General features: G+C 71.1%; 20 protein-coding genes and 3 tRNA genes. 7 read left to right on the top strand and 16 right to left on the bottom strand.

What is annotated here, in order from left to right; translation table 11 throughout:
- Positions 1–51 precede the first annotated feature (51 nt).
- The 3 genes from cofC to ABZX10_RS14620 all read left to right on the top strand — a co-directional run bounded on the left by cofC (position 52) and on the right by ABZX10_RS14620 (position 3,892).
- Entirely contained in the window at positions 52–753 is a 702-nt protein-coding gene (gene cofC, locus ABZX10_RS14630) for a 2-phospho-L-lactate guanylyltransferase (RefSeq protein ID WP_355540859.1), read from the top strand.
- A gap of 86 nt (positions 754–839) precedes the next feature.
- Positions 840–2,942 (top strand): RNA degradosome polyphosphate kinase, encoded by a 2,103-nt coding sequence (locus ABZX10_RS14625; protein ID WP_355541119.1) that lies wholly within the window; start codon positions 840–842, stop codon positions 2,940–2,942.
- Complete coding sequence (locus tag ABZX10_RS14620; RefSeq protein WP_355540856.1) at positions 2,939–3,892, top strand: NUDIX hydrolase; 954 nt, start codon at positions 2,939–2,941, stop codon at positions 3,890–3,892. The genes ABZX10_RS14625 and ABZX10_RS14620 overlap by 4 nt, the downstream gene beginning before the upstream one ends.
- Here the strand turns inward: ABZX10_RS14620 and ABZX10_RS14615 are convergent.
- Both ABZX10_RS14615 and ABZX10_RS14610 read right to left on the bottom strand, forming a co-directional pair.
- Positions 3,875–4,549, bottom strand: coding sequence for an LpqN/LpqT family lipoprotein (locus tag ABZX10_RS14615; RefSeq protein ID WP_355540852.1), 675 nt, complete (start codon positions 4,547–4,549; stop codon positions 3,875–3,877). The genes ABZX10_RS14620 and ABZX10_RS14615 overlap by 18 nt on opposite strands.
- A gap of 22 nt (positions 4,550–4,571) precedes the next feature.
- A complete protein-coding gene (locus tag ABZX10_RS14610) occupies positions 4,572–7,913 on the bottom strand; it encodes a BTAD domain-containing putative transcriptional regulator (protein WP_355540849.1) in 3,342 nt (1,113 codons plus the stop codon).
- 113 nt (positions 7,914–8,026) lie between these two features.
- Here ABZX10_RS14610 and ABZX10_RS14605 point away from each other — a divergent pair, with 113 nt between their 5' ends.
- Positions 8,027–8,695 carry a hemerythrin domain-containing protein gene (locus tag ABZX10_RS14605; protein WP_355540846.1) on the top strand — a complete coding sequence of 223 codons (669 nt, stop codon included), beginning with the start codon at positions 8,027–8,029 and terminating at the stop codon, positions 8,693–8,695.
- Positions 8,696–8,729: 34 nt separating this feature from the next.
- On the opposite strand, the gene ABZX10_RS14600 is transcribed toward ABZX10_RS14605, so the two are convergent.
- The 3 genes from ABZX10_RS14600 to leuC all read right to left on the bottom strand — a co-directional run bounded on the left by ABZX10_RS14600 (position 8,730) and on the right by leuC (position 11,672).
- A complete protein-coding gene (locus ABZX10_RS14600) occupies positions 8,730–9,452 on the bottom strand; it encodes an HU family DNA-binding protein (RefSeq protein ID WP_355540843.1) in 723 nt (240 codons plus the stop codon).
- 168 nt (positions 9,453–9,620) lie between these two features.
- Positions 9,621–10,208 (bottom strand): 3-isopropylmalate dehydratase small subunit, encoded by a 588-nt coding sequence (gene leuD, locus ABZX10_RS14595; RefSeq protein WP_355540840.1) that lies wholly within the window; start codon positions 10,206–10,208, stop codon positions 9,621–9,623.
- 30 nt (positions 10,209–10,238) lie between these two features.
- A complete protein-coding gene (gene leuC, locus ABZX10_RS14590; RefSeq protein WP_355540837.1) occupies positions 10,239–11,672 on the bottom strand; it encodes a 3-isopropylmalate dehydratase large subunit in 1,434 nt (477 codons plus the stop codon).
- Between the two features lie 86 nt (positions 11,673–11,758).
- On the opposite strand from leuC, the gene ABZX10_RS14585 reads away from it, so the two are divergent.
- A complete protein-coding gene (locus ABZX10_RS14585; protein ID WP_355540834.1) occupies positions 11,759–12,481 on the top strand; it encodes an IclR family transcriptional regulator in 723 nt (240 codons plus the stop codon).
- A gap of 30 nt (positions 12,482–12,511) precedes the next feature.
- Here ABZX10_RS14585 and ABZX10_RS14580 read toward each other — a convergent pair whose 3' ends face one another.
- From ABZX10_RS14580 to ABZX10_RS14565, 4 genes are all read right to left on the bottom strand, one after another.
- A complete protein-coding gene (locus ABZX10_RS14580; RefSeq protein WP_355540831.1) occupies positions 12,512–13,648 on the bottom strand; it encodes an AAA family ATPase in 1,137 nt (378 codons plus the stop codon).
- 2 nt (positions 13,649–13,650) lie between these two features.
- A complete protein-coding gene (locus ABZX10_RS14575; protein ID WP_355540828.1) occupies positions 13,651–14,688 on the bottom strand; it encodes an aliphatic amidase in 1,038 nt (345 codons plus the stop codon).
- Positions 14,689–14,742: 54 nt separating this feature from the next.
- Complete coding sequence (locus tag ABZX10_RS14570) at positions 14,743–15,357, bottom strand: AmiS/UreI family transporter (protein WP_355540825.1); 615 nt, start codon at positions 15,355–15,357, stop codon at positions 14,743–14,745.
- A gap of 105 nt (positions 15,358–15,462) precedes the next feature.
- Complete coding sequence (locus tag ABZX10_RS14565; RefSeq protein ID WP_355540822.1) at positions 15,463–15,816, bottom strand: MarR family transcriptional regulator; 354 nt, start codon at positions 15,814–15,816, stop codon at positions 15,463–15,465.
- 145 nt (positions 15,817–15,961) lie between these two features.
- Between ABZX10_RS14565 and ABZX10_RS14560 the strand changes: the two genes are divergently transcribed.
- The gene (locus ABZX10_RS14560; protein WP_355540819.1) at positions 15,962–17,008 is read left to right on the top strand and encodes a substrate-binding domain-containing protein; all 1,047 of its coding nucleotides are present in this window, start codon (positions 15,962–15,964) and stop codon (positions 17,006–17,008) included.
- A gap of 19 nt (positions 17,009–17,027) precedes the next feature.
- Here the strand turns inward: ABZX10_RS14560 and ABZX10_RS14555 are convergent, their stop codons facing one another.
- The 7 genes from ABZX10_RS14555 to ABZX10_RS14525 form a co-directional block, all read right to left on the bottom strand.
- Complete coding sequence (locus ABZX10_RS14555) at positions 17,028–18,401, bottom strand: cytochrome P450 (RefSeq protein WP_355540816.1); 1,374 nt, start codon at positions 18,399–18,401, stop codon at positions 17,028–17,030.
- A gap of 38 nt (positions 18,402–18,439) precedes the next feature.
- Complete coding sequence (locus ABZX10_RS14550) at positions 18,440–19,591, bottom strand: LuxR C-terminal-related transcriptional regulator (RefSeq protein WP_355540813.1); 1,152 nt, start codon at positions 19,589–19,591, stop codon at positions 18,440–18,442.
- Positions 19,592–19,733: 142 nt separating this feature from the next.
- A tRNA-Glu gene (locus tag ABZX10_RS14545) sits at positions 19,734–19,806 on the bottom strand.
- A 72-nt stretch (positions 19,807–19,878) separates the two neighbouring features.
- Positions 19,879–19,951 (bottom strand) — tRNA-Glu (locus ABZX10_RS14540).
- Between the two features lie 37 nt (positions 19,952–19,988).
- A tRNA-Gln gene (locus ABZX10_RS14535) sits at positions 19,989–20,060 on the bottom strand.
- A 92-nt stretch (positions 20,061–20,152) separates the two neighbouring features.
- Entirely contained in the window at positions 20,153–21,667 is a 1,515-nt protein-coding gene (gene gltX / locus ABZX10_RS14530) for a glutamate--tRNA ligase (protein ID WP_355540810.1), read from the bottom strand.
- Between the two features lie 23 nt (positions 21,668–21,690).
- Positions 21,691–22,464 carry a fumarylacetoacetate hydrolase family protein gene (locus tag ABZX10_RS14525; protein ID WP_355540807.1) on the bottom strand — a complete coding sequence of 258 codons (774 nt, stop codon included), beginning with the start codon at positions 22,462–22,464 and terminating at the stop codon, positions 21,691–21,693.
- 89 nt (positions 22,465–22,553) lie between these two features.
- Between ABZX10_RS14525 and ABZX10_RS14520 the strand changes: the two genes are divergently transcribed.
- Positions 22,554–23,768 carry an MFS transporter gene (locus tag ABZX10_RS14520; RefSeq protein ID WP_355540804.1) on the top strand — a complete coding sequence of 405 codons (1,215 nt, stop codon included), beginning with the start codon at positions 22,554–22,556 and terminating at the stop codon, positions 23,766–23,768.
- The last annotated feature ends 5 nt before the right edge of the window (positions 23,769–23,773 follow it).

Raw genomic sequence — 23,773 nt, 5'->3', positions numbered from 1 at the left:
TCGCCCGACCATGCGCGGCACCGTCGGTTCCGCACGCCTAGATTGGTCGTCATGACCGCACTGCGCGGCGCCGAGGCGCCCCCCGCCGTGGTGGTGGTGACCGCCGTGAAGTCACTCGACGCCGCGAAGACCCGGTTCGCCGCGCCCGGCGCCGGGCGGCGGGAGGCGGTTCCCGGGCTCGTGCTGGCGATGCTCCGCGACACGCTGGCCGCGGCGCGCGCCGTGCCCGCCGTCGCCGCCGTCCACGTCGTGTCGCCCGATCCCGTGGTCCGCGCGGCCGCCGCGAAGGCCGGCGCGTACACCGTCGACGAACCCCGGCCGGGCGGGCTCAACGCCGCCCTCGCCGCGGGCGCGGCCGCCGCGGTCGCCCAGTACGACGGGGCCGTGGCCGTGCTCGCGCTGCAGGCCGACCTGCCGGGCATCACCGCCGGCGAGCTGGGTGCGTTCCTCGCCGCGGCGAACGGCGTCCGCGCGTTCGTGCCGGACCGCGCAGGAACCGGCACCGCAGCGCTGTACGCGCCCGCGGGTACAGCGCTGCGCCCGGCGTTCGGTGTCGATTCGGCCGCGGCGCACCGGGCCGGGGGCGCCGTCGCGCACGCCGGGCCCTGGCCCGGTCTGCGCACCGACGTGGACACCCCCGAGGATCTCGCCGGCGCGCTCGTGGTGGGCGAGCACACCGCGGCGGCGCTCGCGGCGGCCGATCCGGACATCGCGTCGAACTCATGCGGTCCATGCGCCAGAATGGAGCGGTGACCACCGAGCCTCCCGCCTCCGCCGCCGAACCGACCGCCGCTCCGGGGGCCGTCGCCACCGAGAACTCCACGCCCCTCCCGGGCCGGATCACGGCGATCCCGACGGCGCCGCCCGCCGCACCGGCGGAGGTGACCAGCGACCTGCCCGAGGATCGGTACCTCAACCGCGAACTGAGCTGGCTCGACTTCAACGCCCGCGTGCTGGCGATGGCGGAGGACTCGTCGCTGCCCCTCCTCGAACGCGCCAAGTTCCTGGCGATCTTCGCCTCGAACCTGGACGAGTTCTTCATGGTCCGCGTCGCGGGGCTCAAGCGGCGCGACCAGATGGGGCTGTCGGTCCGGTCGGCGGACGGACTCTCGCCCCGCGAGCAGCTCCGGATGATCTCGCGTCGCACGCAGGAGCTGTCGCACAAGCACGCGCTGGTGTTCAGCGACGCCGTGCGTCCCGAGCTGGCGGGGCAGGGGATCGCTGTGCTGAGCTGGTCGGAGCTGTCGGCGGACGAACGCGAGCGGCTCACCGCGTACTTCCACAACCAGGTCTTCCCGGTGCTCACCCCGCTGGCGGTCGACCCGGCGCATCCGTTCCCGTACATCTCGGGCCTGTCCCTGAACCTGGCCGTCGCGGTGCACGACACCGCCACGGGCGGTGAGCATTTCGCTCGGGTCAAGGTTCCCGACAACGTGGATCGGCTCGTACCCGTGCGGTCCGAGCGGATGGACTACGCGGTGCTCCCCATGGAGGACCTGATCTCCGCCCATCTCGACGTCCTGTTCCCGGGGATGACGGTGGCCGAACACCACGTCTTCCGCATCACCCGCAACGCCGACTTCGAGGTCGAGGAGGACCGCGACGAGGATCTGCTGCAGGCGCTGGAGCGGGAACTGGCGCGGCGCCGGTTCGGCTCGCCGGTCCGGCTCGAGGTGGCCGAGGACATGTCCGAGCACATGCTCGAGCTGCTGCTGCGGGAGATGGACGTCGATCCCGCGGACGTGATCACGGTTCCCGGCCTGCTCGACCTCAACTGCCTGTTCGAGCTCTACGGCGTGGACCGGCCGGACCTCAAGGAGAAGCCCTTCGTACCGGTGACGCACCCGGCGTTCGGTGAGCGGGAGACGCCCAAGAGCGTCTTCTCGACACTGCGCGAGGGCGATGTCCTCGTCCACCACCCGTACGATTCGTTCTCCACCAGCGTCCAGCGGTTCATCGAGCAGGCGGCGGCCGATCCCCAGGTGCTGGCGATCAAGCAGACGCTCTACCGGACCTCCGGTGATTCGCCGATCGTCGAGGCGCTGATCGACGCGGCGGAGGCCGGCAAGCAGGTCGTGGCGCTCGTCGAGATCAAGGCGCGCTTCGACGAGCAGGCGAACATCAAGTGGGCGCGCAAGCTGGAACGCGCCGGCGTACACGTGGTGTACGGCCTCGTCGGGCTCAAGACCCACTGCAAGACCTGCCTGGTCGTCCGGCGCGAAGGTGCGACCATCCGCCGCTACTGCCACATCGGCACCGGCAACTACAACCCGAAGACGGCGCGCCTGTACGAGGACGTCGGCCTGTTCACCGCCGATCCCGATCTGGGCGCGGACCTGACGGACCTGTTCAACCGGCTCACCGGTTACTCCCGCAAGGAGGAGTACCGCAACCTCATGGTGGCGCCGCACGGCATCCGGTCGGGCATCATCGATCGGATCGACCGGGAGATCGAGCTGCACCGCGCCGGGAAGCCCTCGGGCGTGCAGCTCAAGGCGAACGCGGTGGTCGACGAGCAGATCATCGATGCGCTGTACCGGGCCGGGCAGGCGGGGGTGCCCGTCGAGGTCGTGGTCCGCGGCATCTGTGCCCTCCGGCCGGGCATGCCGGGGGTCAGCGAGAACATCACCGTCCGGTCCATCCTCGGCCAATTCCTCGAGCACTCCCGGATCCTGCACTTCCGCGGCGCGGACGAGTACTGGATCGGCAGCGCGGACATGATGCACCGCAACCTCGATCGGCGCGTCGAGGTGATGGCGCAGGTCAAGGATCCCCGGCTCACCCGGCAGCTGGCCGAGATGTTCGAGTCGGCGCTCGACCCCGCCACCCGGTGCTGGGTGCTCGACGCCGACGGCAACTGGAACGCCTCCCCCGTCCCGGGCGAGACGGTGCGCGACCATCAGCGGGAACTCATGCGCGCGCACCGCGCGAGCCAGCGGTGACCGGCGAGCACGACCGTGCCGTCGTCCGCGCCGCCGGGGGCGTGCTGTGGCGGCACGGCCCCGACGGTGCCGAGGTCGCCCTCGTGCACCGGCCCCGGTACGACGACTGGTCGCTGCCCAAGGGGCACGTCGAGCCCGACGAGCACCCCGTCGTGGGCGGGCTCCGCGAGGTGGTCGAGGAGACGGGCTTCTCCGCCCGCTTCGTCCGCGGGATCGGTCAGGTGTCGTACGACGTGCCGCGGCGCGGCCGGCACGGTCCGGGCGGAGCGACGGCGCGCAAGCGCGTGTCCTACTGGTCGGCGCTCGCCGGTTCCGGCGTGTTCGCGCCGAACGAGGAGACGGACGAGCTGCGCTGGCTCTCGGTGAAGGCCGGCACCGCGCTGCTGACCTACCCGATGGACAAGCGGATCCTGCGCGCCTTCGGCAAGCAGCCCGATTCGACGGCGACGATGCTGATCGTCCGGCACGCCAAGGCAGGACGGAAACAGGGCTATCAGGGCGATGATCTCGCGCGCCCGCTCGACCGGAACGGCCGGGCGCAGGCCGAGGCGCTCGTGGACCTGCTGGGCGCCTTCGGGCCGGGCAGGTTGCTCTCGGCTCCCCCCGTGCGGTGCACGCAGACCCTGGAGCCCCTGGCGGCCGAGACCGGCCTCCCCCTCGTCCTGGAGCCGACGGTGTCGGAGACCGCCTATGCGCGCGATCCCGCGGCGGCGCACCGTCGGATCCGCGAGATCGCGCGGACCGGTGAGGAATCGGGCACCGTTCCGGTCGTGTGCAGTCAGGGCGGGGTGATCCCGGAGCTCACCGCGTGGTGGGCGGGGGCCGACGGCGTCCGACTACCGCCCGCCCGCAACCGCAAGGCGAGCGTCTGGGTGCTCACCACGTCGGGCGGCCGCCTGCTGACCATGGACCACATCGACAGTCCGCTTCCGCTACACGCGAATACGTAGGTCCCGGTCGAGCCTCTGGACGGCGGCCTCGACGATCGCCTCCTGCGACCGCGCGCCCGTGACGCTGATCTGCGCGATGTAGGTCGCGTCGCGCCCCGTGATCACGACCGTCGATTGTCCGACGACGGCCGGCATACCGTCCAGGTCGTAGGTCGCGGCGATCTTGTACGCGCGGTGTCCGGCCAACGACTCCGTCCGCGGCGAACCGTGGGGTGCGTATCCGGCGAGGTTGCGCACCTCCCCCGGCGCGACGGCGAGAAGCGCGTCGTGATCGATCGCGCGGCCTGTGAGCCGCGACAGCAGGACCACCACGTTCGGCGTGTAATCCGTCGCGGCGACACCCGTGTACTTGACTGCGACGTAGGTGTTCTCGCCGGCCTGTTCCGTCGCGTCCACCCAGTCCGGCAGGGTCGGCAACTGGATCGTCGGCGCCGACGCATCGCCGACGTGCACGGGAGTCTCGGTGATGCCGACGTCCCGGAGGTAGTCGGCGATCGTCGTCTCGGCGCCGGGAGCCGCCGAGGCCGGCGACGCGGATGGGTGGGCGGGCGTGGCGTCGCCGGCCGAAACGCTGAGGCTGCACGCCGTCACGGAGAACACCGTCCCCAGCGAGATGAGCGCGGCGAGGAGACGGTGTACGAGGTTCGTCGAGGTCATGTTCCGACGGTGCGCCGGCCCACTAGGAGAACTCTTGGAGCCTGTTCCGCGCGGCCCGCGCCCACACCTCGTTCCCGCAGCGCTCCGCCAGCCGCACCGCCGCGCGGTAGTGGTCGGCCGCGCGCTCCGACTCGCCGAGTCGCGTCGCGAGATCGCCGAGGACCGTGTCGACGGGCCCGACCGCGTAGCAGCCCGTGTCGGCGCCGCCGAGTTCGCCGCGGTAGCGCAGGAGTTCGTCGTAGACGTCGGCGACCTCGTCGAGGCCGCCGATCGCCGCCACCGCGATTCCCCGGGTGGTGAGCAGCAGGGAGTGGAAGAAGTCCCGCCGCACCGGGCGGACCGCGCGCCGCACCCGTACCGCGTCGGAACGCCGACCCGCGGACAGCAGCGCCACCGCGACCGGATCGCACAGGACGTCCCCCGCGGACGAATCGATCGCGCCGAGGATCTCCGCGAACTCCGCGACGTCCCCCAGTGAGAGCCGGACGCTGAACTGTGCGAGCGCGATCATCCCCGCTCCGTCCGCGATCCGCTGACGAGCGAACACCTCGCCCGCTTCGCGGTAGTGCTCCGCCGCCTCGGCGAAGCGCCCACCCGCGTGCGCGAGCATCGCGTGGATCAACAGGTTGGAGGCGATCGCCTGCCCCCAGCGGAACATGCCCACGAGCCGGTCCATCTCCGCCAGGTGCGCCCGCGCCTCGTCCAATGCCCCTTCGGCACCCGCGGATTGCACGTGTGTGAAATGTCCGATGAGCCCGAACACCTCGCGATTCGCGGACTCCCCGAGGCCGATCAGCTCGTCCGCCAGTTCCGCCCGTTCCGCCGGCGGGGTGAGGGGGCGCGGCAGCGTCAGGTAGGCGACGAGCGCCAGCCCGCGCACGAGCGGATCACCCACCGTCGCGGACAGATCGAGCACCTCCCTCGCCGCAGCGGCCGCGAGCTCGTCCCGCTCGCCGTACACCTCCTCGATCAGGACGACGAGCAGGCGACATCGAACGTCCGGGGGCAGTTGGGTCTGCGCGAGCCGCTCGCGCACCGCATCGACGATCTCCGTGTCGACGGAGCCGTACCGTCGGGTGATCAAGGGCGTCGGCAGGTCCCACGCGGTGATGGCGGCGTCGATCCTCTCCGCGTCGGAGCGCTGCGCCAGCCGCACCGCCCGCAGCCTGGTCTCGCGGGCCTCGTCGAGTCGCCCGTCCGCGAGCAGCGTCCGGCTGAGCCGGCACAGGTGGGCGATCCGGTCCCGGGCGGCGTACCCCGGGATCCGGATGCACGCGCGCTCCGCGGCGCGCAGGTTCTCCGCGGCGACCTCGTAGGCGAACCTCGCGTCCGCGAGGTCGGCGGCGGCGAGGGCGTATCGCAGCGCCTCGGCGGCGTTGTCGGCGCCGAGGGCGGCGCCGTGGTGATGGGCGATGGCCGCCACCGCCGCGGGGTCGACCTCCTCCAACGCCCGGGCGATCCGACGGTGCCATCGCATCCTGCGCAGGCGCGGCAGGTCGCCGATGAGCGTGTCCCGCACCAGCACGTGGGTGAAGCTCACCGTGGTCGCGTCCACCTCGAGCAGGCCCGCGAGCTGGCCGGCGTCGAGACCGTCGAAGACGACCTCCTCCTCCACCTCCGCCGCCAGGACGAGCACGTCGAGGTCCGCCGTGCGGCCGACCAGGGCAGCGAGGCGGAGCACGGACACCGCGACGTCCGGCAGGCGCGACAGCCGCCGGCGCAGCACGTCCCGCACGCCGGCGGGGACCGCCGAGAGCGCGACGAGCTCGCCCTCGCTGCGCAGTAGGCGCGCGCTCTCCTTGAGATGGAAGGGATTTCCCCCCGTCCGCTCGAGCAGCCGCCGCATCGTGTCGGGCGACGGTGCCGTGTGCGCGAACTCGGCGACGAGCGAGGTGGCGTCATCGAGGGCGAGGCCGGGCAGCCGGAGTCGGAGCGGGTGCCGGACGGCGAGGGACCCGAGCGCGGTCTCGAGATGACGGCCGACCTCGTCGGGGCGGTACGCGCCGACGACCAGGACGGGGACCGCCGTCGCGACCTCGATCAGGAGGTTCAACGTCTCGGACTCCGCGCGGTGCAGGTCATCGAGGAGGATCGCCACGGGTCCGCTCGTCGCGGCCGCGGACAGGACATCGACGACGTCCTGGTGGAGCAGGAACCGGGACATCTCGGCGGAGCGTTCCGCGCCCGTCCGCCCCGTCGACTCCGCCCCCGCGAGCCGATTCACGAGCGCACGACACCGTCCCTCCCCGCCGCGTTCGCCCAGGGCCCCGAGCACCTGACTCCACGCCCACGCCGGAGGAGCGCCTTCGGCCTCGGGGCAACGGCCCGTGACCACCTCCCATCCGCGGGACCGCAGGACGCTCGCGACGTGCCCCAGGAGAGCGGACTTCCCGTCGCCCGCCTCCCCGGTGACCAGACACAGCCCGGGTTCACGCGTGGTGCGGACGGTCTCGGCCGCGTCGGCGATCGCGGTGACCTCCGTCGCCCGCCCCAGCAGGCCGCCACGCGGGGGTGCGGTGGCCTCCACCGCGCCGGTGCGGGCTCCGTCCGTCGCCGCAGAGACTGGAGCGGCCGGGCTCGCCGGCGTGGGCAGCGGTCGCCGGATCACATCGACGGGGATCCGCTGGGCCAGGATGTCCGCCTCCAGGGCCGCGAGCGCCGGTCCCGGATCCAGGCCGAGCTCGTCCGCGAGCACGGCGCGCGCCTCGCGCAGCGCGCCGAGCGACTCCCCCTGTCGCCCGGCGACGTACAGCGCGTGGGCGAGGATCCGCCACGCGTCCTCCCGGAGCGGGTGATCGCGCCGGAGGATGTCGGCGAGCAGCGCGGCTCCCGTCGCGTCACCGCACCGCAGGACGGCCTCGGCCTGCCGCACCCGGGCATCGGCGTGCAGTTCCTGGAGCCGTCCGATCTCGACGGTGGCCCAGGACGACGCTGCGAATTCGGCGTACGCCGGACCGTTCCACAGCGCGAGAGCATCCTCGAGGAGGCGGCGCGCGGCGGCCGGCTCCGCCGTCGAACCGGATTCCTCCAGCACTGCTTCGAACCGCCACGCGTCCACCTGCGCGGTGTCGAGTCGGATCGCGTATCCGGGCGCTCGACTCACGAGGATCTGCGCTGGCGCCCGCGGCGCGCGCTCGGGCTCGAGCTGCCGCCGGAGGTTGGAGACGTAGGCCTGCAGCGCTGCCAGCGCGCGGCGCGGGGGCTCCCCGTGCCACAGATCGTCGATGAGCCGGTCGACCGACACCACCCGGCCGCGGGCGATCACCAGGAGGGCGAGCACGGCGCGCTGCTTGGGGCCGCCGAGCTCGATCCGACCCCGCCGATCGAAGGCCTCCAGCGGCCCCAGTACCCGGATCTGCACCATAACGGTGCTCAGTGTAGGTGCCCCGGGCCGCCTCCGGGTGCGGCTTCCAAGTGCGCTACAAGCCACGGGGGCGATCGTCGGCACACATCCGCACCGACTGAGAAGGAGTCCCCATGACGACGACGGCGCACCGCCCGCAGACCGAGGAGATGGTCATCGTCCACACCCTCTTCCGCACCCACCTCGCAGCCCTGCCCGACCTGGTATCCGCTGTGCCGGACGGCGATCGATCACGCGCCGCCGACCTGGCCGGTTGGCTGACCGAACTGCTCACCGGCCTGCACCACCACCACGTCGGTGAGGACGAACTGATGTGGCCGGTGCTGGCGAGCAGGGCCCCGCAGGATCGCCTCCTCGTCCTGAGGATGGAGGAACAGCACAGCCGCATCGCCGATCTGGTGGCGGGCTGCCATCGGGACGGGGCCGCGTTCGCGGCGTCCGGTCGGCGCGCGGACGGCGGGACACTGGCGGCCACACTGCGCGACCTGAACGAGTCCCTCGCCGAGCACCTGTCGGACGAGGAACGGCACATCCTGCCGATCGTGCGAGAGGTGATGAGCGTCGACGAGTGGCGGGCGCTGGCCGACCGGGGCAACGCATCGATCCCGAAGGAACGGCGCCTCGTGTTCCTGGGTTTCATGCTCCACACGGCGACCCCGGAACAGCGGAATCTGCTCATGGCGCAGTTGCCGCTGCCGGCGCGCATGCTGTGGCGCCTCGTCGGCCGAAGGGACTTCGCGCGGGCGTACCGACAGATCTACGGCGTCGGCCCGCAGTGGTGAACACTGCGGGCCGGCACCGTCGAGGAGTCGCGCGCTACTTCTTCGCGGCCTTCTTGGCCGGGGCCTTCTTCGCCGGAGCCTTCTTGGCGGGGGCCTTGGCCGCGGTCTTCTTCGCGGCGGTGGTGGTCTTGGCCGGAGCCTTCTTGGCGGGCGCCTTGGCCGCGGTCTTCTTCGCGGCGGTGGCGGTCTTGGCCGGAGCCTTCTTGGCGGGCGCCTTGGCCGCGGTCGTCTTCGCGGCGGTCGCCTTGGTGGCCTTGGCCGGAGCCTTCTTCGCGGCGGCCTTGGTCGCGGCGGCCTTCGCCGGAGCCTTCTTCGCGGCGGCCTTGGTCGCGGCGGCCTTCGCCGGAGCCTTCTTCGCGGCGGCCTTGGTCGCAGTGGCCTTGGCGGCCGCCTTCTTCGCGGCGGTCTTCTTCGCGGGCGCCGCCTTGGTCGCGGTCGCGGAGCTGCGACGTACGGCGGGGCCCGAGGACGGCAGCTTGGCCGAACCCGAGATCACGGCCTTGAACTGCGCGCCGGGGCGGAACGCGGGAACCGAGGTGGGCTTGACCTTGACGGTCTCGCCGGTGCGCGGGTTGCGGGCGACACGGGCGGCGCGCTTACGCTGCTCGAAGACGCCGAACCCGGTGATGGTGACGGATTCGCCGGCGTGCACGGCGCGGACGATCGTGTCGACGATCGCCTCGACGGCTGCGCCGGCGGCGCGGCGGTCGGTGCCCAGCTTCTCGGTGAGCTCTTCGATCAGTTCTGCCTTGTTCATGAACAACTTCCCTCTGCGGTCGGTGGCTCACCGCTGAGCCAACTAGGGACACCGTAAACGCAGAATTGCATTCAATCCAAGAGCCACGCCATATTTGATGGCGGGTGTGTCGGAAAGACAAGCGGCGGCACCGGTTCGATCCGGCGCCGCCGCTTGCCTCTTCAGAAGCTAGATCGTGACGGGTTTGTATGCGGGCCTGCGGTTTTCGAACTCCGAGATCGCGTCCGCCTGCTGCAGGGTGATGCCGATGTCGTCCAGACCGGCCATGAGGCGGTGCCGGACCGGGTCATCGATCGTGAAGGGAACTACCAAGTCCCCGGCGGTGACGGTCCGGTCCTCGAGGTCGACGGTGACCTCGAGCCCCGGGTCGTTCTCGAGGGCTTTCCAGAGCAGCTCGACGTTCTCCTGCTCCACGAGAGCGGCCACGAGACCGGCTTTGCCCGAATTCCCCCGGAAGATGTCCGCGAACCGCGACGAGATGACGACCCGGAACCCGTAATCCATCAGCGCCCAGACCGCGTGCTCGCGGGAGCTGCCGGTGCCGAAGTCCGGGCCCGCCACCAGGACCGAACCACGATCGTACGGCGGGGTGTTGAGGATGAAGTTCGGATCGGTGCGCCAGGCCGAGAACAGGCCGTCCTCGAATCCGGTCCGCGTCACGCGCTTGAGGTAGACCGCGGGGATGATCTGGTCGGTGTCGACATTGGTGCGGCGCAGCGGGACACCGATGCCGGTATGGGTGACGATGGCTTCCATCTTCTACTCTCCTTCGACTGCGGGCGGGCGCTAGGCGCCGGCGACGGGGGCCAGATCGGCCGGGGCGGACAGGGTGCCGCGGACTGCGGTCGCCGCGGCGACGGCCGGCGAGACCAGGTGTGTACGGCTGCCCTTGCCCTGACGTCCCTCGAAGTTCCGGTTCGACGTGGACGCCGACCGCTCGCCGGCGGCGAGCTGGTCCGGGTTCATGCCCAGGCACATCGAGCAGCCCGCCTGACGCCACTCCGCGCCGGCGTCCAGGAAGATCTGTCCCAGCCCCTCCTCCTCGGCCTGCGCGCGTACCCGCATGGAGCCCGGTACCACCAGCATTCGGACACCGTCGGCGACCTTGCGCCCGCGGAGGATCTCGGCGACGGCCCGCAGGTCCTCGATGCGGCCGTTGGTGCACGACCCGACGAAGACCGCGTCGACCGCGATGTCGCGCAGCGGTGTGCCGGCCTCGAGGCCCATGTACTGCAGGGCCTTCGCAGCGGTCTCCTTCTCCCCGTCCGAGCCGAAGGACTCCGGATCGGGGACCGAGGCGCTCAGGGGCGCACCCTGTCCGGGGTTGGTACCCCAGGTGACGAACGGGGTCAGCGCGCTGCCGTCGATGTCGACCTCGGCGTCGAAGGTCGCCCCCTCGTCGGTGCGCAGGGCGTCCCACGCCTCGATCGCCGCGTCCCAGTCGGCACCCTTCGGCGCGTGCTCGCGACCTTCGAGGTAGTCGTAGGTGATCCGGTCGGGGGCGATCAGGCCGGCGCGGGCGCCCGCCTCGATCGACATGTTGCAGATGGTCATGCGCGCCTCCATCGACAGCTGCTCGATGGCGCTGCCGCGGTACTCCAGGACGTAGCCCTGGCCGCCGCCAGTGCCGATCTTGGCGATGATGGCCAGGATCAGGTCCTTCGAGGTGACGCCGGGCTGCAGCTCGCCGGAGACGTTGATCGCCATCGTCTTGAAAGGCTTGAGCGGCAGGGTCTGCGTGGCGAGCACGTGCTCGACCTCGGAGGTGCCGATCCCCATGGCGATCGCGCCGAAGGCGCCGTGCGTGGACGTGTGACTGTCGCCGCACACCACCGTCATCCCGGGCTGGGTCAGGCCCAGCTGCGGGCCCATCACGTGGACGATGCCCTGCTCACCGTCGCCCATCGAGTGCAGGCGCACACCGAACTCCGCACAGTTGCGGCGCAGGGTCTCGACCTGCGTGCGCGAAATCTCGTCGGCGATCGGCTGGACCAGCGTGTCCGTGGGCACGTTGTGATCCTCGGTCGCGATGGTCAGGTCGGGACGGCGCACCGGGCGACCGGCCAGACGCAGACCGTCGAAGGCCTGGGGACTGGTCACCTCGTGCACGAGGTGCAGGTCGATGTAGATGAGATCGGGCTCGCGCGACGCGCCCTCGCCCTCCCCCTTGACGACGACGTGCTGGTCCCAGACCTTCTCTGCCATTGTCCGCGGCTGCATGATTCCCACCTGCTCTGTGATCGGGCCCCGCCGGTGAGCGCGGGCTGCGCGTTGAATCCCACCATGCGAGAGCCTAGTATCGAACTATGGGACAGGATACCGCACCGACCGACGCCCCCGAAAGTCTCACCCCGGTGAGCGGCATCGGCGTGCTGGACAAGTCGGTGGCCGTGCTGCGCGCCGCTGCCGCGGAGCCCGCGACGCTGGCCGACCTGTGCGGCCGCACCGGCCTCCCGCGGGCCACGGCGCACCGTCTGGCCGTGGGACTCGAGCTGCACGGCTTGCTCACCAGGGACGGGGACGGCCTGTGGCGCCCCGGTTCCGCGCTGCGGGAGCTGGCGGCCAGCACCGCCGACGCGTTGGTCGACACCGCTGCCATGGTTCTGCCGCGGCTGCGGGAGATCACCGGGGAATCGGTGCAGCTCTACCGCCGCGAGGGCGATCACCGTGTGTGCATCGCGGCCGCCGAGCCGCCCTCCGGCCTGCGCGACACGGTACCCGTGGGCTCGCGACTGCCGATGACGGCGGGGTCCGGCGCGAAGGTGTTGGCCGCCTGGGGCGATCCGCGGGCCGAATCGTCGTTCAGCGAGCGCGCCCTCGCGGACATCCGCAAGCGCGGCTGGGCGCAGAGCGCCGGCGAGCGCGAAAGCGGCGTCGCCAGCGTCTCCGCACCCGTGCGCAATGCCCGCGGCGAGGTGATCGCGGCGATCTCGGTGTCCGGCCCCATCGATCGCATGGGGCGGCGCCCCGGCGCGCGCTGGGCAGCGGATCTGCTCCAGGCGGCCGAGGCGCTCCAGCGCCGGATCTGACGGAACCGACGGCGCCGGGACCGACGACCGCTACGGGGCCCCGGTCACCCGGCAGCGGACAGCGGCACCGTCGACCTCGAGGACGGCACCGACCCTGCTCGACGTGTCCGCCATCCGGGCGGCGCGGTGGGCGATGACGGCCTCGGCGACCACGGGCCAGGCGTCGTGCCGGATGGCGCGGCGCACGGACCGCGCGCCGTAGACCGGATCGAAACCGGTGTCCACCAGATGCTTCGCGACCGCGGCGTCGATGCTCAGGTCCACGCCGCGCTTGCGCGCCCGCTCGGCGAACACGTCCAGTTCGTGCTGTGCGACGGCCAGCGCGGTGCCACCGGAGAGCTCCTCGAAGAGCGTGACCTCATCGATCCGATTGAGGAACTCGGGATCGAAGAAGCGCGCGATCGACTGCTCCGAGATGCGGTCCAGGCGCCCCTCGAGGATCCGGTCCACGCGTTCCGACGCCGCCGCGGGGAGGACCCGCGTCACCGACCGCCCGGCGCGGTGCCACGGGCGCTCCTGCTCGGCCCGGAGCTCGCGGCTGCCGAGGTTGGAGGTCATGAACACCAGGCAGTTACGGAAGTCGTAGCGCTGCTGGCCGTTCGCGAGGGTCAGCTGCCCGCGGTCGAGAACGTGCAGCAGCGCCCGCAGGACCGTCGTGTGCGCCTTCTCGACCTCGTCGAACAGGACGATCCCCGGCATCGAGACGGTGCCCTCGATGCGGTCCCGGTCGAACACGCTCAGGCCCTCCTTGGAGCCCGAATAACCGGGTGGCGCACCGGCGAAGGACGCCGCGTAGTGCTCCTGCGCCATGGCGGACATGTCCACCTGGCAGAAATCGTCCGGGCCGGTCCGCAGCGCGGAGGCGAGTTGCCGGACGATCTCCGTCTTGCCGGTCCCCGTCGGGCCGACGAGCAGATGACTCGCCAGGGGGCGCGTCTTATCGGTGAGGCCGGCCTGCACGACGGAGAGGGTCTTGAAGATCGACTCGATCGCATGGTCCTGGCCGAAGACGTTCGCGCGCAACTGCGCCAGGATCCGCGCCGCGTCGACCCGCCCCACCGCCGCCTTGGCGAACTCGGCATCGGTGGGACGGGAATCGGAGGGGCCGGACGCCCGGCCGCCGATGTCGACTCCCTCGGCGGCCAGGCGATCGGTGATGAAGGGCACGGCTACGCCTCGTGGGTCTTCTCGGTGGGGATGGTGCCGACGGGACACTCGGCCACACCGATGGTGTCGCGCGTGAAGGACTCGACCTGCTCGCGGGCGGCCTCGGCGTCGGTGACCCACAGCTTGTAGAAGTCGAAGGGGCACTCCGCGACGCCCTTGTCCCCCTCGCCGGCGGCGTGGATGCCCGTGTAGCCGCGGTGGAGGATCTTGAACAGGTGGTTCTGCGACTGGTCGTGCTTGCGCGCGTCCCGGATCGTCGAGACGGACAGCTGCGCATACTGGATGCCGTACTCCTCCTCGCCCGTCTCACCGAGCGTGCGGCCGTCGAAACCGATGATCGACGAGTGACCGAAATAGGAGTAGACACCGTCGAACCCGGCGGCGTTCGCCACCGCCACATAGCAGTTGTTCGCCCATGCCATCGCCTTGGCCATCAGCACCTGCTGCTCCTTCGCGGGGTACATGTAGCCCTGGCAGCGGACGATGAGCTCGGCCCCCTTCATCGCGCAGTCGCGCCAGATCTCGGGGTAGTTGCCGTCGTCGCACACGATGAGCGAGACCTTGAGTCCCTTCGGGCCGTCCACGACATAGGTCGAGCTGCCGGGGTACCAGCCCTCGATCGGGGCCCACGGGATGATCTTGCGGTACTTCTGCACGATCTCGCCCTGGTCGTTGATGAGGATGAGAGTGTTGTACGGCGGCTTGTTCGGGTGGTCCTCGTGCTGCTCACCGGTGATGGAGAAGACGCCCCAGGTCCCCGCCTTGCGGCACGCGTCGGAGAAGATCTTCGTCTCCTCGCCGGGGATCGCCGCGGCGGTGGCGTACATCTCGTCGGGGTCGTACATGATCCCTTGCGTCGAGTACTCGGGGAAGACCACGAGATCCATGCCCGGCAGGCCGGACTTCATGCCGACGACCATCTCGGCGATCTTGTGGCAGTTCTCGAGGACCTCCTCGCGGGTGTGCAGGCGGGGCATCTTGTAGTTGACGACGGCGACGCCGACGGTGTCCGGGCTGGAGGAGATGTCTCCGTGACGCATGATGGTGCCTTTCGTTGAGTACTGCTCGGTGGGATTGCAGTGCGGTGGAGGGGGTTACACGGATTCGGGAGCCGGCATCGGCAGCTTCGGCAGCGCCGTGGCGGCGACGGCGCTCACCACGATCAGCGCCACCGCGATGACGGTCGCCCACATCGCTGCGGTGCCACTGGTGGGCCAGTTCCCGCGCCAGATCATGAGCGCGGGCACGGTGCAGGTCAGGTGCGAGCCGATGAGGATCAGCCACCCGGTGAACGGCGACAGGGCGGTGACACCGCACGCCAGGATGAGGAAGAACATGAGCCACATGAGCGCCCACACGAACCAGATCACGCCGAACACGGGGTCCGCGGCGAAGGAGAAACCGCCGAACACGATCGCCATGGCGGCCACGAAGATCGAGTACCACCCGAGGCCGCGGCCGTCGTTGCCCATGAGGTTGTTGACGCCGACGAACAGGTAGGTGAAGCCGAACAGGTAGCTCGACCCCGCCCCGAAGATCCCGTGGAGGTCACCGTCGGCGGCGACGACGGCCAGCGTCGGGAGGACGACCTGCATCGCCCCGACGAAGAGGTTGAACACGCCCGCCTCGCGGGCGGAGATCGCCCCGAGGAACCAGGCTCCGTTGACGAACAGCACGGCCCCGACGAAGAGCAATCCGATTGTGGTCATCGCGACTCCCGATTTATTACCGATTCGGCACTATCTCTTATCGGTAGTATTCGCGCGCCCTGCGCCGCGTGTCAGCGGAATCGGCGAAAACGTGTCGGGAAAGAGTCAGGACAGGCGGGCGACGAGGGATTCCCACACGTCACGGCCGGTGTCCGAGATCGTCAGGAGCACGCTGCGGCGGTCGCCCGGGGCCGGGCGGCGGTACGCCAGGTTGCGTTCGACGAGGCGGTCGACCAGCCGGGTGGTGGACGACGGGGTGGTGCCCGTCCGGGCCGCCAGCTCCCCGACGGTGGCGCCCCCGACCGCCGCGAGCAGACGCAGGGCACGGAAGTGTTCGACGGTGAGGTCGTGCTCGGCGAGCGCGGGCGTGAGAACGTTCATGACGAGATCGTCGGCGTCGCACACCGCCTCGAAGACGGTGCGGTCCGGCGCCTCGGTGAGCTCCATCCGCCCGCTCATGTCCGCCTCCCGAACGCCCGCCCTGCCATTGCAATACGGCCACAACTGTAGCGCGAACCGCCCTTCGTGCGAAGCCGCTCGGCGTACGCTGGCGGCTGAACACCCGGTCCGTGGTGCCGGCACTTCCGATGAGCGGACGTCAGCGATGAGCGAATACACCGTGGGGCTGCTCTACCCTCGGCGTGGCCCCGCGGGCCTGTTCGGCCCGTCGTGCCTGAGCTGCACCACTCTCGCCGCGGACGACATCAACGCGCGAGGCGGGATTCTGGGCCGCGAGCTCGCGGTGCGCCCGATCGATTCCGCCACGGGCGTCGACAATGTCACGCGCGAGGTCGAAAGCCTCCTGGCCGCGGGCGCGATCGATGCGATCGTCGGCTGGCACACCTCCGACGTGCGCCGCGCGCTCTCGGCCCGACTGGATCTGCGGGTACCCTACGTCTACACGGCACTCTACGAGGGCGGCGAGTCGACCGCCGGTGTCTTCCTCACCGGCGAGACGCCGGAGGCGCAGATCCGCCCCGCGCTCGAGTGGCTGCGGCGCGAGCGCGGAGTGGGCCGGTGGTGGATCGTCGGCAGCGACTACCTCTGGGCGCGCGACAGCGCCAAGGCGTGCGCGCGGTTCGCGCGCGGCCTGGGCCACGACATCGCGGGCGCCGCGTTCGTCCCGGTCGGCACCGACGACTTCTCCACGGTGATCGCCGAGATCGCGCGGTCCGGTGCCGACGGGGTGCTGATGCTGCTGCTGGGTCAGGACGCGGTCGAGTTCAACCGGGCCTTCGCCGCCGCCGGCCTCGACGATGCCTTCCTCCGGTACTCGCCGCTGATGGACGAGCACATGCTCATGGCCTCGGGCGCCGACGCCACCGGCGACCTGTTCGCCTCCGCCGGATACTTCGACTCGGTGGTGACCTCTGAGTCGATGGAGTTCGGCGCGCACTACTTCGGGCGCTTCGGCCCGAACGCGATCACGCCCACGTCGATGGGCGAGTCCTGCTTCGAGGGCATGCTGCTCCTGGAGTCGCTGCTCACCACCGCGCGCAGCACCGACGTGCGCGACATCATGGCCGGCGTCGAGCGCGTGCGCTACGACGGTGCCCGGGGCACGATGGGGCTCCGCGACGGCCACACCCGGCAGACGATGTACCTGGCGCAGGCGGAGGGCTGCGACTTCGACGTGATCGATCAGCTGTGATCGGTGGGGCGCGCCCGGGTCACGCGGCCCGGCGACGTACTCGCGCCGGCACCGGCGCCGCCGCAACCATGGTGAACGGCACCGCCGTGGGGAAGTCCGGCCGCACGGATTCGACCGCCACCGCGCGGACGATGCCGGCCAGTGCCAGCGTCGCCTCCAACATGGCGAAGTGATCGCCGACGCACGAGCGCGGCCCCGCCCCGAACGGGAGGTACTGCCAACGGTCCAGGGACCGCATCCGATCCGGCCGGAACCGGTCCGGAACGAAGGTCAGTGGGTCGTCCCACAGGGCGGGATCGCGGTGCACCGCATACGTTCCGGCGATCAGGATCGTGCCCCGCGGAATGCGGAACCCGCCCACCAGCACCTCCTGGACCGCCTCGCGTCCCACCGCGGGCGCGGGGGGACACAACCGCAGAGCCTCATGGAGCACCTGCACCGTGAAGGTGAGCGCCGGCAGGTCGTCCGGGGTCGGCGGCCTGCCACCGAGCGCATCGACCTCCGCGCGGACCGCCGCCTGGATCTCGGGGTTCCGCCCGAGTTCCCACAGCGTGTACGCCAGCGTCGTGGCCGTGGTGTCGTATCCCGCCCCGATGAACACCAGCAGCTCCGCGCAGATCTCCTCGTCGGTGAGGGTGCGGCCCGTCTGCGGGTCGGCGGCCTCCATCAGCGCGCGCACCAGCGGCGCCGCACCGTCGGGGTTGTTCCGGGATGCGGCCACCACCTCCCCCGCGAGCCCCAGGGTCGAGGCCACCGCCGCGCGCGCCCGGGCGCGGGCGGGAGTCGGCACGACCCGCGGGGCCCGGACCGGGCGCAGCGCACGATCTGCGACGTAGCCGTTGGCGATCCTCATGTTCTCCCCGATCCGATCCGCCCGGTCGTCGATGTCGAGGCCGAGGATCGAGCGGCTCAGCGCCCGCAGGGTCAGCCGGCGGCACTGCGCATCCAGGTCGACGACGGCCCCGTCACCCCACTCGCCGGCCACTGCGTCGGCCGCCCCGACCATCTCACCGGCGAAGCCCCGGACGTGCCGCTTCGTGAACAGCGGCTGCACGGCCCGGCGGCGCGGCAGCCACGGCTCGTGCGGCAGATCGAACAGGTTGTCCCCCATCAGCCAGCGCATCTCGCGGTGCACGATCCCCTTCTCGATGAACGCGTCCGACCGGCCGAGCACATCGTGGATCGCCGCGGGGGAGGTCGCGAAGACCACCATCGGCGCGGCGGGACCCCACATCGCGGCGGTCACCGGCCCGCCCGCGTCCCGCACCGGGATCTGGCCGGTGTGGTACTCGCGGATCGCGCGGATCCGCTGCAGGAACGGCAGCGGACACCGCAGTGGTAGCGGCGCGCTCGATGCCGCGATCCCCGAACGACGGTGCAGCCTCTCGACCACGATGACCACCTCCGATCCCGCGCGGAGCCTCCGCGATCTCATCGGATCACGTCGGAGCGGCGCCGCGCCTCCCTCATATGAAGGAGGCCTCGGCCGGGGCGGGGCGCCGTCCCCCCGAGAGCGAGCCTGTGCAGTACCACCGCCAGCTCGGTCTGCCGCGAGGTGTTGGTCTTCTGGAACAGGTGCCGCAGGTGTGTGCGTACGGTCGACCGTGCGACCCGCAGTGCGTCCGCGATCGCGGCGACGTCGAGACCCTCGGCGATCATCACCGCCACGCGCGCCTCGGCGTCGGTGAGGCCGAAGTAACGGCGCAGCAGCTCCGGCCGCGGGCCGTCCGGCTCGGCAGCGCCGTCCGCCAGGATGACCAGCGCGCGCCCGGCACCGTCATCGACGGACCGCACCGGCAACACCGCGGCGACCAGCGGCGGGAGGCCGGACGGACGGGGCAGCAGCACGACCGCGCCGGTGCGCGGGTGTGCTCCCGTGGCGTGACCGATCGCCGTCCGAAGCTCGGCCGCCGCGCGCGGCACGGGCGTGAGCCGGCCGGCACCGTCGAGCCGGATTCCGTCCCGCTCATCGAGCACCCTGTGCGCGGCAGCGTTGATGTGCTCGGTCTCGCCGTTCGCGGTCACGACCACCAGGGCTCTGTCGACGGTGTCGAAGGCGGCGCTCAGCCCCCGCGCCGCACGGGTCTCGTGCGCGAGCCGGGCGTGGAGTGCCAGCGACCGCCGCACGTGCGGCGCGAGCAGCCGGATCGCTGCGAGACGATCCCGGGTCGCGTAGTCACGCCGGCCCGGGGGTGCGACGAACACCAGGGTGGTCGCGGCATCGACCTGGACGAAGACGCCGTCGCTGAAACCGTTCGGAACCACCCAGTCCGCGTGGAACTCGGTTCCTCGATGGCGCCGGATCAGGTCCGCGCCCGGAACCGGCTCGCCGATCGGGCCGGCGTGGATCGCTTCGACGACGCCGTCCAGCGCGCCGTAGTACGCGTGGTAGTCCGCGACGACGGTCGGCGCGAGCGCCGACACCGTGATCACGCGCGAGCCGTCAGCGCTCGTTCGCACCAAGCCGCCACCGACGGCGCCCACGACGCCCAGGACCTCGTCGACCGCGGCCGACCAGGGCGTCGTCCCCGCGCCCGCGGCATAGATCGTCTCGACGAGGCCGGACAGGCGCGCGACACCCATGACCGCTCCCAGGTGGCTGCGGGAACTGCTGTCCGACGATGATCCCACCCGCGGGCCCGGGTGTCACGGGGTCGGCAGCGGGGGGACCACCCGCCGAGACGCGAATGGCCCGGATCGCCTGATCCGGGCCATTCGCCGTGCGTACCCCCGATGGGATTCGAACCCACGCTACCGCCGTGAGAGGGCGGCGTCCTAGGCCGCTAGACGACGGGGGCTAGAACTGGTGCCACTGCGCCGAGGCGCCGCAGCGAGTTCGATGAAGGTAACACAGCACCTGCACCGAAACGTACCCCCGATGGGATTCGAACCCACGCTACCGCCGTGAGAGGGCGGCGTCCTAGGCCGCTAGACGACGGGGGCTAGGACACGCCCCCGCTCGCGCGGGGGCGTTGTCACGCTGGCCTACCAGGACTCGAACCTAGAACAACTGAACCAGAATCAGCCGTGTTGCCAATTACACCATAGGCCATTGACTCTTCTCGAGGCCGTATCCGACCTCGTTTTGAGCCGCGATCCAGCTTACCCAGCCGCACAGGGAACGCCAAATCGCCAGGTCATCCCCTACTGGGGCGCGGCACCGTCGGCCGGCACCAGGGTGCGCGCCGAGGCCAGCCGACCCAGGGTCCGCTCCCGACCGAGGAGCTCCAGCGACTCGAACAGCGGTGGGCTGATCGGCGAGCCGGTGACGCCCACGCGAATCGGCGCGTAGGCCTTGCGGGGTTTGAGCTCCAGCTCGTCGATCAGCGTGCTCTTGAGCGCGTTCTCGATCGACTCGGTGGTCCAGTCCGTGACGCCGGCGAGCGCCTCCGAGGCGGCGTCCAGCACCTGCCCCGCGTCGGCCTTGATGTTCTTGGCCGCTGCCGCGTCGTCGACCCGGAACTCGGCCTCGTCGACGTAGAGGAACTTCAGCAGGTCCCACGCGTCCGAGAGGACCACGATGCGGGTCTGCACGAGCTCCGCCGCGGTCGGGAACTCCGGGCCGAGGCGGGCACCGTCGACGAAGCCCCGCTCGACGAGGAAGGACCGCAGGCGGGCCTCGAAGTCCTCCGGCGTGAGCAGCCGGATGTGCTCGGCGTTGATCGCGTCGGCCTTCTTCTGGTCGAACCGGGCCGGGTTGGAGTTCACCCGGTGCACGTCGAACGCGGCGATCATCTCATCGAGGCTGAACACGTCGTTGTCGGCGGAGATGCCCCAGCCGAGCAGCGCGAGGTAGTTGAGCAGCCCCTCCGGAATGAAGCCGCGGTCGCGGTGATGGAACAGGTTGGACTCGGGGTCGCGCTTGGACAGCTTCTTGTTGCCCTCCCCCATCACGAAGGGCAGGTGCCCGAACTCGGGCGTGCGCTCCGCGACGCCGATCGCCACCAGCGCCTCGTACAGCGCGATCTGCCGCGGCGTGGAGCTGAGCAGGTCCTCGCCGCGCAGCACGTGCGTGATCTTCATCATCGCGTCGTCGACGGGGTTGACCAGGGTGTACAGCGGGTCGCCGTTCGCGCGGGTGAGCGCGAAGTCGGGGACGCTGCCCGCGGCGAAGGTGGTCTCGCCGCGCACCATGTCGTTCCAGGTGAAGTCGTGGTCGGGCATCCGCAGGCGCACGACGGGGCTGCGGCCCTCGGCGAGGTAGGCGGCCTTCTGCTCCGCCGTGAGGTCGCGATCGAAGTTGTCGTAGCCCAGCTTCGGGTTGCGGCCGGCGGCGACGTGGCGCGCCTCGACCTCCTCGGGGGTCGAGAACGCCTCGTAGGCGTAGCCGCCCTCGACGAGGCGCCGCACGACGTCCAGGTGCAGATCCTTGCGCTCCGACTGCCGGTACGGCCCGTACGGCCCGCCCACCTCGGGTCCCTCGTCCCAGTCCAGGCCGAGCCAGCGCAGCGATTCGAGGATCGCGGCGTAGCTCTCCTCGCTGTCCCGGGCGGCGTCGGTGTCCTCGATGCGGAAGACGAAGGTGCCGCCGGTGTGTCGCGCGTGGGCGAAGTTGAACAACGCGGTGCGCACCATGCCGACGTGCGGCGTGCCGGTGGGCGACGGGCAGAAGCGCACGCGCACGGTCGCGTTCGACGGTGCGGGGGTCGAATCAGTCACGCCGTCCAGCGTAGTCGGCGCGCCTATCGGTCCTCGGCCAGGCTGGTGAGCGTACCGATCCCCTCGACGGTGACCGCCACGTGCTGGCCCGCGGTGACGGGGCCGACGCCCTCCGGCGTGCCGGTGAGGATCACATCGCCCGGCAACAGGGTCATCACGGACGAGATCCACTCGACGATGTCGCCGATGGAGTGGATCATCAGCGAGGTGCGGGAGTCCTGCTTGATCTGGCCGTCGAGCTCGGTGTAGATCCGCGCGTCCGACGGGTCGAACTCCGTCTCGATCCACGGGCCGAGCGGGCAGAACGTGTCGTAGCCCTTGCCGCGCGTCCACTGACCGTCGTGCTGCTGCTGATCGCGCGCGGTGACGTCGTTCGCGACGGTGTACCCCAGGATCACGTCCTTCGCGCGCGCGGCCGGCACGTCGCGGCAGGGCTGGCCGATCACGACGGCGAGCTCGCCCTCGTAGTCCACCTGCTGCGAGCTGCGGGGCAGCTTGATCGGCGCGAGCGGGCCGATGATCGAGGTGTTGGGCTTGATGAAGATCACCGGATCCTTGGGCGCCTCGCCGCCCATCTCCGCCGCGTGCGCCGCGTAGTTCTTGCCGATGCAGACCACCTTGCTGGCGAGGATCGGCGCGAGCAGGCGCACGTCGTCCAGCGCCCAGCTACGGCCGGTGAACTCCGGTGTGCCGAAAGGATGCTCGGAGATCTCGCGGGCCCGGGCACCATCCTCCGGGTCACCCTCGATGGCCGCGAACGCGACCCCGTCACTGCTGGCGATTCGTGCAAGGCGCATACGGCGAGCCTACCGGTCGACGGCAATACTTCGACCAGCTAGGCTTCATCTCACAATGTAAGCTACGCGTTCCACTGATTGGGATTCATATGGAGATGTCAGCCGCCCGCCGCTGGTGGATCCTGGTGGTGTCCATGACCGCCGCGATCACCACGACCGCCGCCGTGAACGCCGCCGCGTTCCTCATCCCGCAGCTCATCCGCAGCGGCCTCCCGGTGCAGAGTGCGGGCCTGTTCGCCGCGGCGGCGCCCGCGGGCCTGCTGCTCACGACGATCCTGTGGGGCGCCCTCATCGACCGGTACGGCGAGCGGCGGGTCCTGCTGATCAGCATGGCGGGGGCAGCAATCGCGCTGGCGGCCACCGTCGCGTCGTTCGCGACGCGCGCCCCGCTGTACCTATCGGCGATCGGCCTCTTCTTCGCCTCCGCGATGGCCGCCAGCGGGAACGGCGCGAGCGGCCGGATCGTGGTCGGCTGGTTCCCCGCATCCAGCCGCGGCACCGCCATGGGGATCAGGCAGACCTCGCAACCCCTGGGCATCGCGATCCTGTCGCTCACGATGCCGTTGCTGGCCAATCGCATCGGCCTCACCGCGGCGATGACGGTCCCACTGATCGTGGCCGTCGTGTCCCTGATCCTGGTGTGGGCGTTCATCATCGACCCACCCCGCCCCGAGACCGGGCCGGCGGCGACCGCGGCGCAGGTGAACCCCTACCGGGAGGACTCCTTCCTCGCCCGCATCCACGCCGTGTCGCTGCTGCTGGTTCTGCCCCAGGGCGCGATCTGGACCTGGGGCATCACCTGGCTGATCGTCGGACTGCACTGGGCGCCGGCGACGGCGGGTCTCCTGATCTCGGTGAGCCAGCTGTTCGGCGCCCTCGGACGGATCGCCGCGGGCGCATGGTCGGACCGACTGGGATCGCGCACCGCCCCGATCCGGTGGATCGCACTGGCGGCCGCCGCAGCGGTGGGCGGACTGGGCGCGCTCGCCGCGATCGGCTCCCCTGTCGCAGTGGTGGTGTTCCTGATCGCCTCAGTGGTCACCGTCGCCGATAACGGGCTGGCCTTCACCGCCATCGCCGAGAAGGCCGGCCCGTTCTACAGCGGCCGCGCGCTGGGCATCCAGAACACCGGACAGTTCGTCGCCACGACCGCGGCCGGGCCGATCCTGGGTGCCCTGATCCACGCGACGAGCTTCGGCGCCGCCTTCGCGATCGTGGCCCTGGCGCCGCTGCTCGCCTATCCGCTCGTCCCCTCCGACGCGAAGCCCGCGGACCTGCCGGAGGCGGCACCGTCGACCCCCTGAATATG

The sequence above is a fragment of the Tsukamurella sp. NPDC003166 genome (assembly GCF_040611135.1).
GTDB lineage: Bacteria > Actinomycetota > Actinomycetes > Mycobacteriales > Mycobacteriaceae > Tsukamurella.
This window is presented reverse-complemented; position numbering and strand designations above follow the sequence as displayed.

Coding starts and splice junctions, on each gene's coding strand:
- ABZX10_RS14600 (WP_355540843.1), bottom strand. CDS start 9,452: ATGAACAAGGCAGAACTGATCGAAGAGCTCACCGAGAAGCTGGGCACC.
- ABZX10_RS14570 (WP_355540825.1), bottom strand. CDS start 15,357: ATGACCACAATCGGATTGCTCTTCGTCGGGGCCGTGCTGTTCGTCAAC.
- ABZX10_RS14525 (WP_355540807.1), bottom strand. CDS start 22,464: ATGCGCCTTGCACGAATCGCCAGCAGTGACGGGGTCGCGTTCGCGGCC.
- ABZX10_RS14560 (WP_355540819.1), top strand. CDS start 15,962: ATGAGCGAATACACCGTGGGGCTGCTCTACCCTCGGCGTGGCCCCGCG.
- cofC (WP_355540859.1), top strand. CDS start 52: ATGACCGCACTGCGCGGCGCCGAGGCGCCCCCCGCCGTGGTGGTGGTG.
- ABZX10_RS14575 (WP_355540828.1), bottom strand. CDS start 14,688: ATGCGTCACGGAGACATCTCCTCCAGCCCGGACACCGTCGGCGTCGCC.
- ABZX10_RS14520 (WP_355540804.1), top strand. CDS start 22,554: ATGGAGATGTCAGCCGCCCGCCGCTGGTGGATCCTGGTGGTGTCCATG.
- ABZX10_RS14615 (WP_355540852.1), bottom strand. CDS start 4,549: ATGACCTCGACGAACCTCGTACACCGTCTCCTCGCCGCGCTCATCTCG.
- leuC (WP_355540837.1), bottom strand. CDS start 11,672: ATGCAGCCGCGGACAATGGCAGAGAAGGTCTGGGACCAGCACGTCGTC.
- ABZX10_RS14565 (WP_355540822.1), bottom strand. CDS start 15,816: ATGAGCGGGCGGATGGAGCTCACCGAGGCGCCGGACCGCACCGTCTTC.
- ABZX10_RS14585 (WP_355540834.1), top strand. CDS start 11,759: ATGGGACAGGATACCGCACCGACCGACGCCCCCGAAAGTCTCACCCCG.
- leuD (WP_355540840.1), bottom strand. CDS start 10,208: ATGGAAGCCATCGTCACCCATACCGGCATCGGTGTCCCGCTGCGCCGC.
- ABZX10_RS14610 (WP_355540849.1), bottom strand. CDS start 7,913: ATGGTGCAGATCCGGGTACTGGGGCCGCTGGAGGCCTTCGATCGGCGG.
- ABZX10_RS14550 (WP_355540813.1), bottom strand. CDS start 19,591: ATGGGTGTCGCGCGCCTGTCCGGCCTCGTCGAGACGATCTATGCCGCG.
- ABZX10_RS14605 (WP_355540846.1), top strand. CDS start 8,027: ATGACGACGACGGCGCACCGCCCGCAGACCGAGGAGATGGTCATCGTC.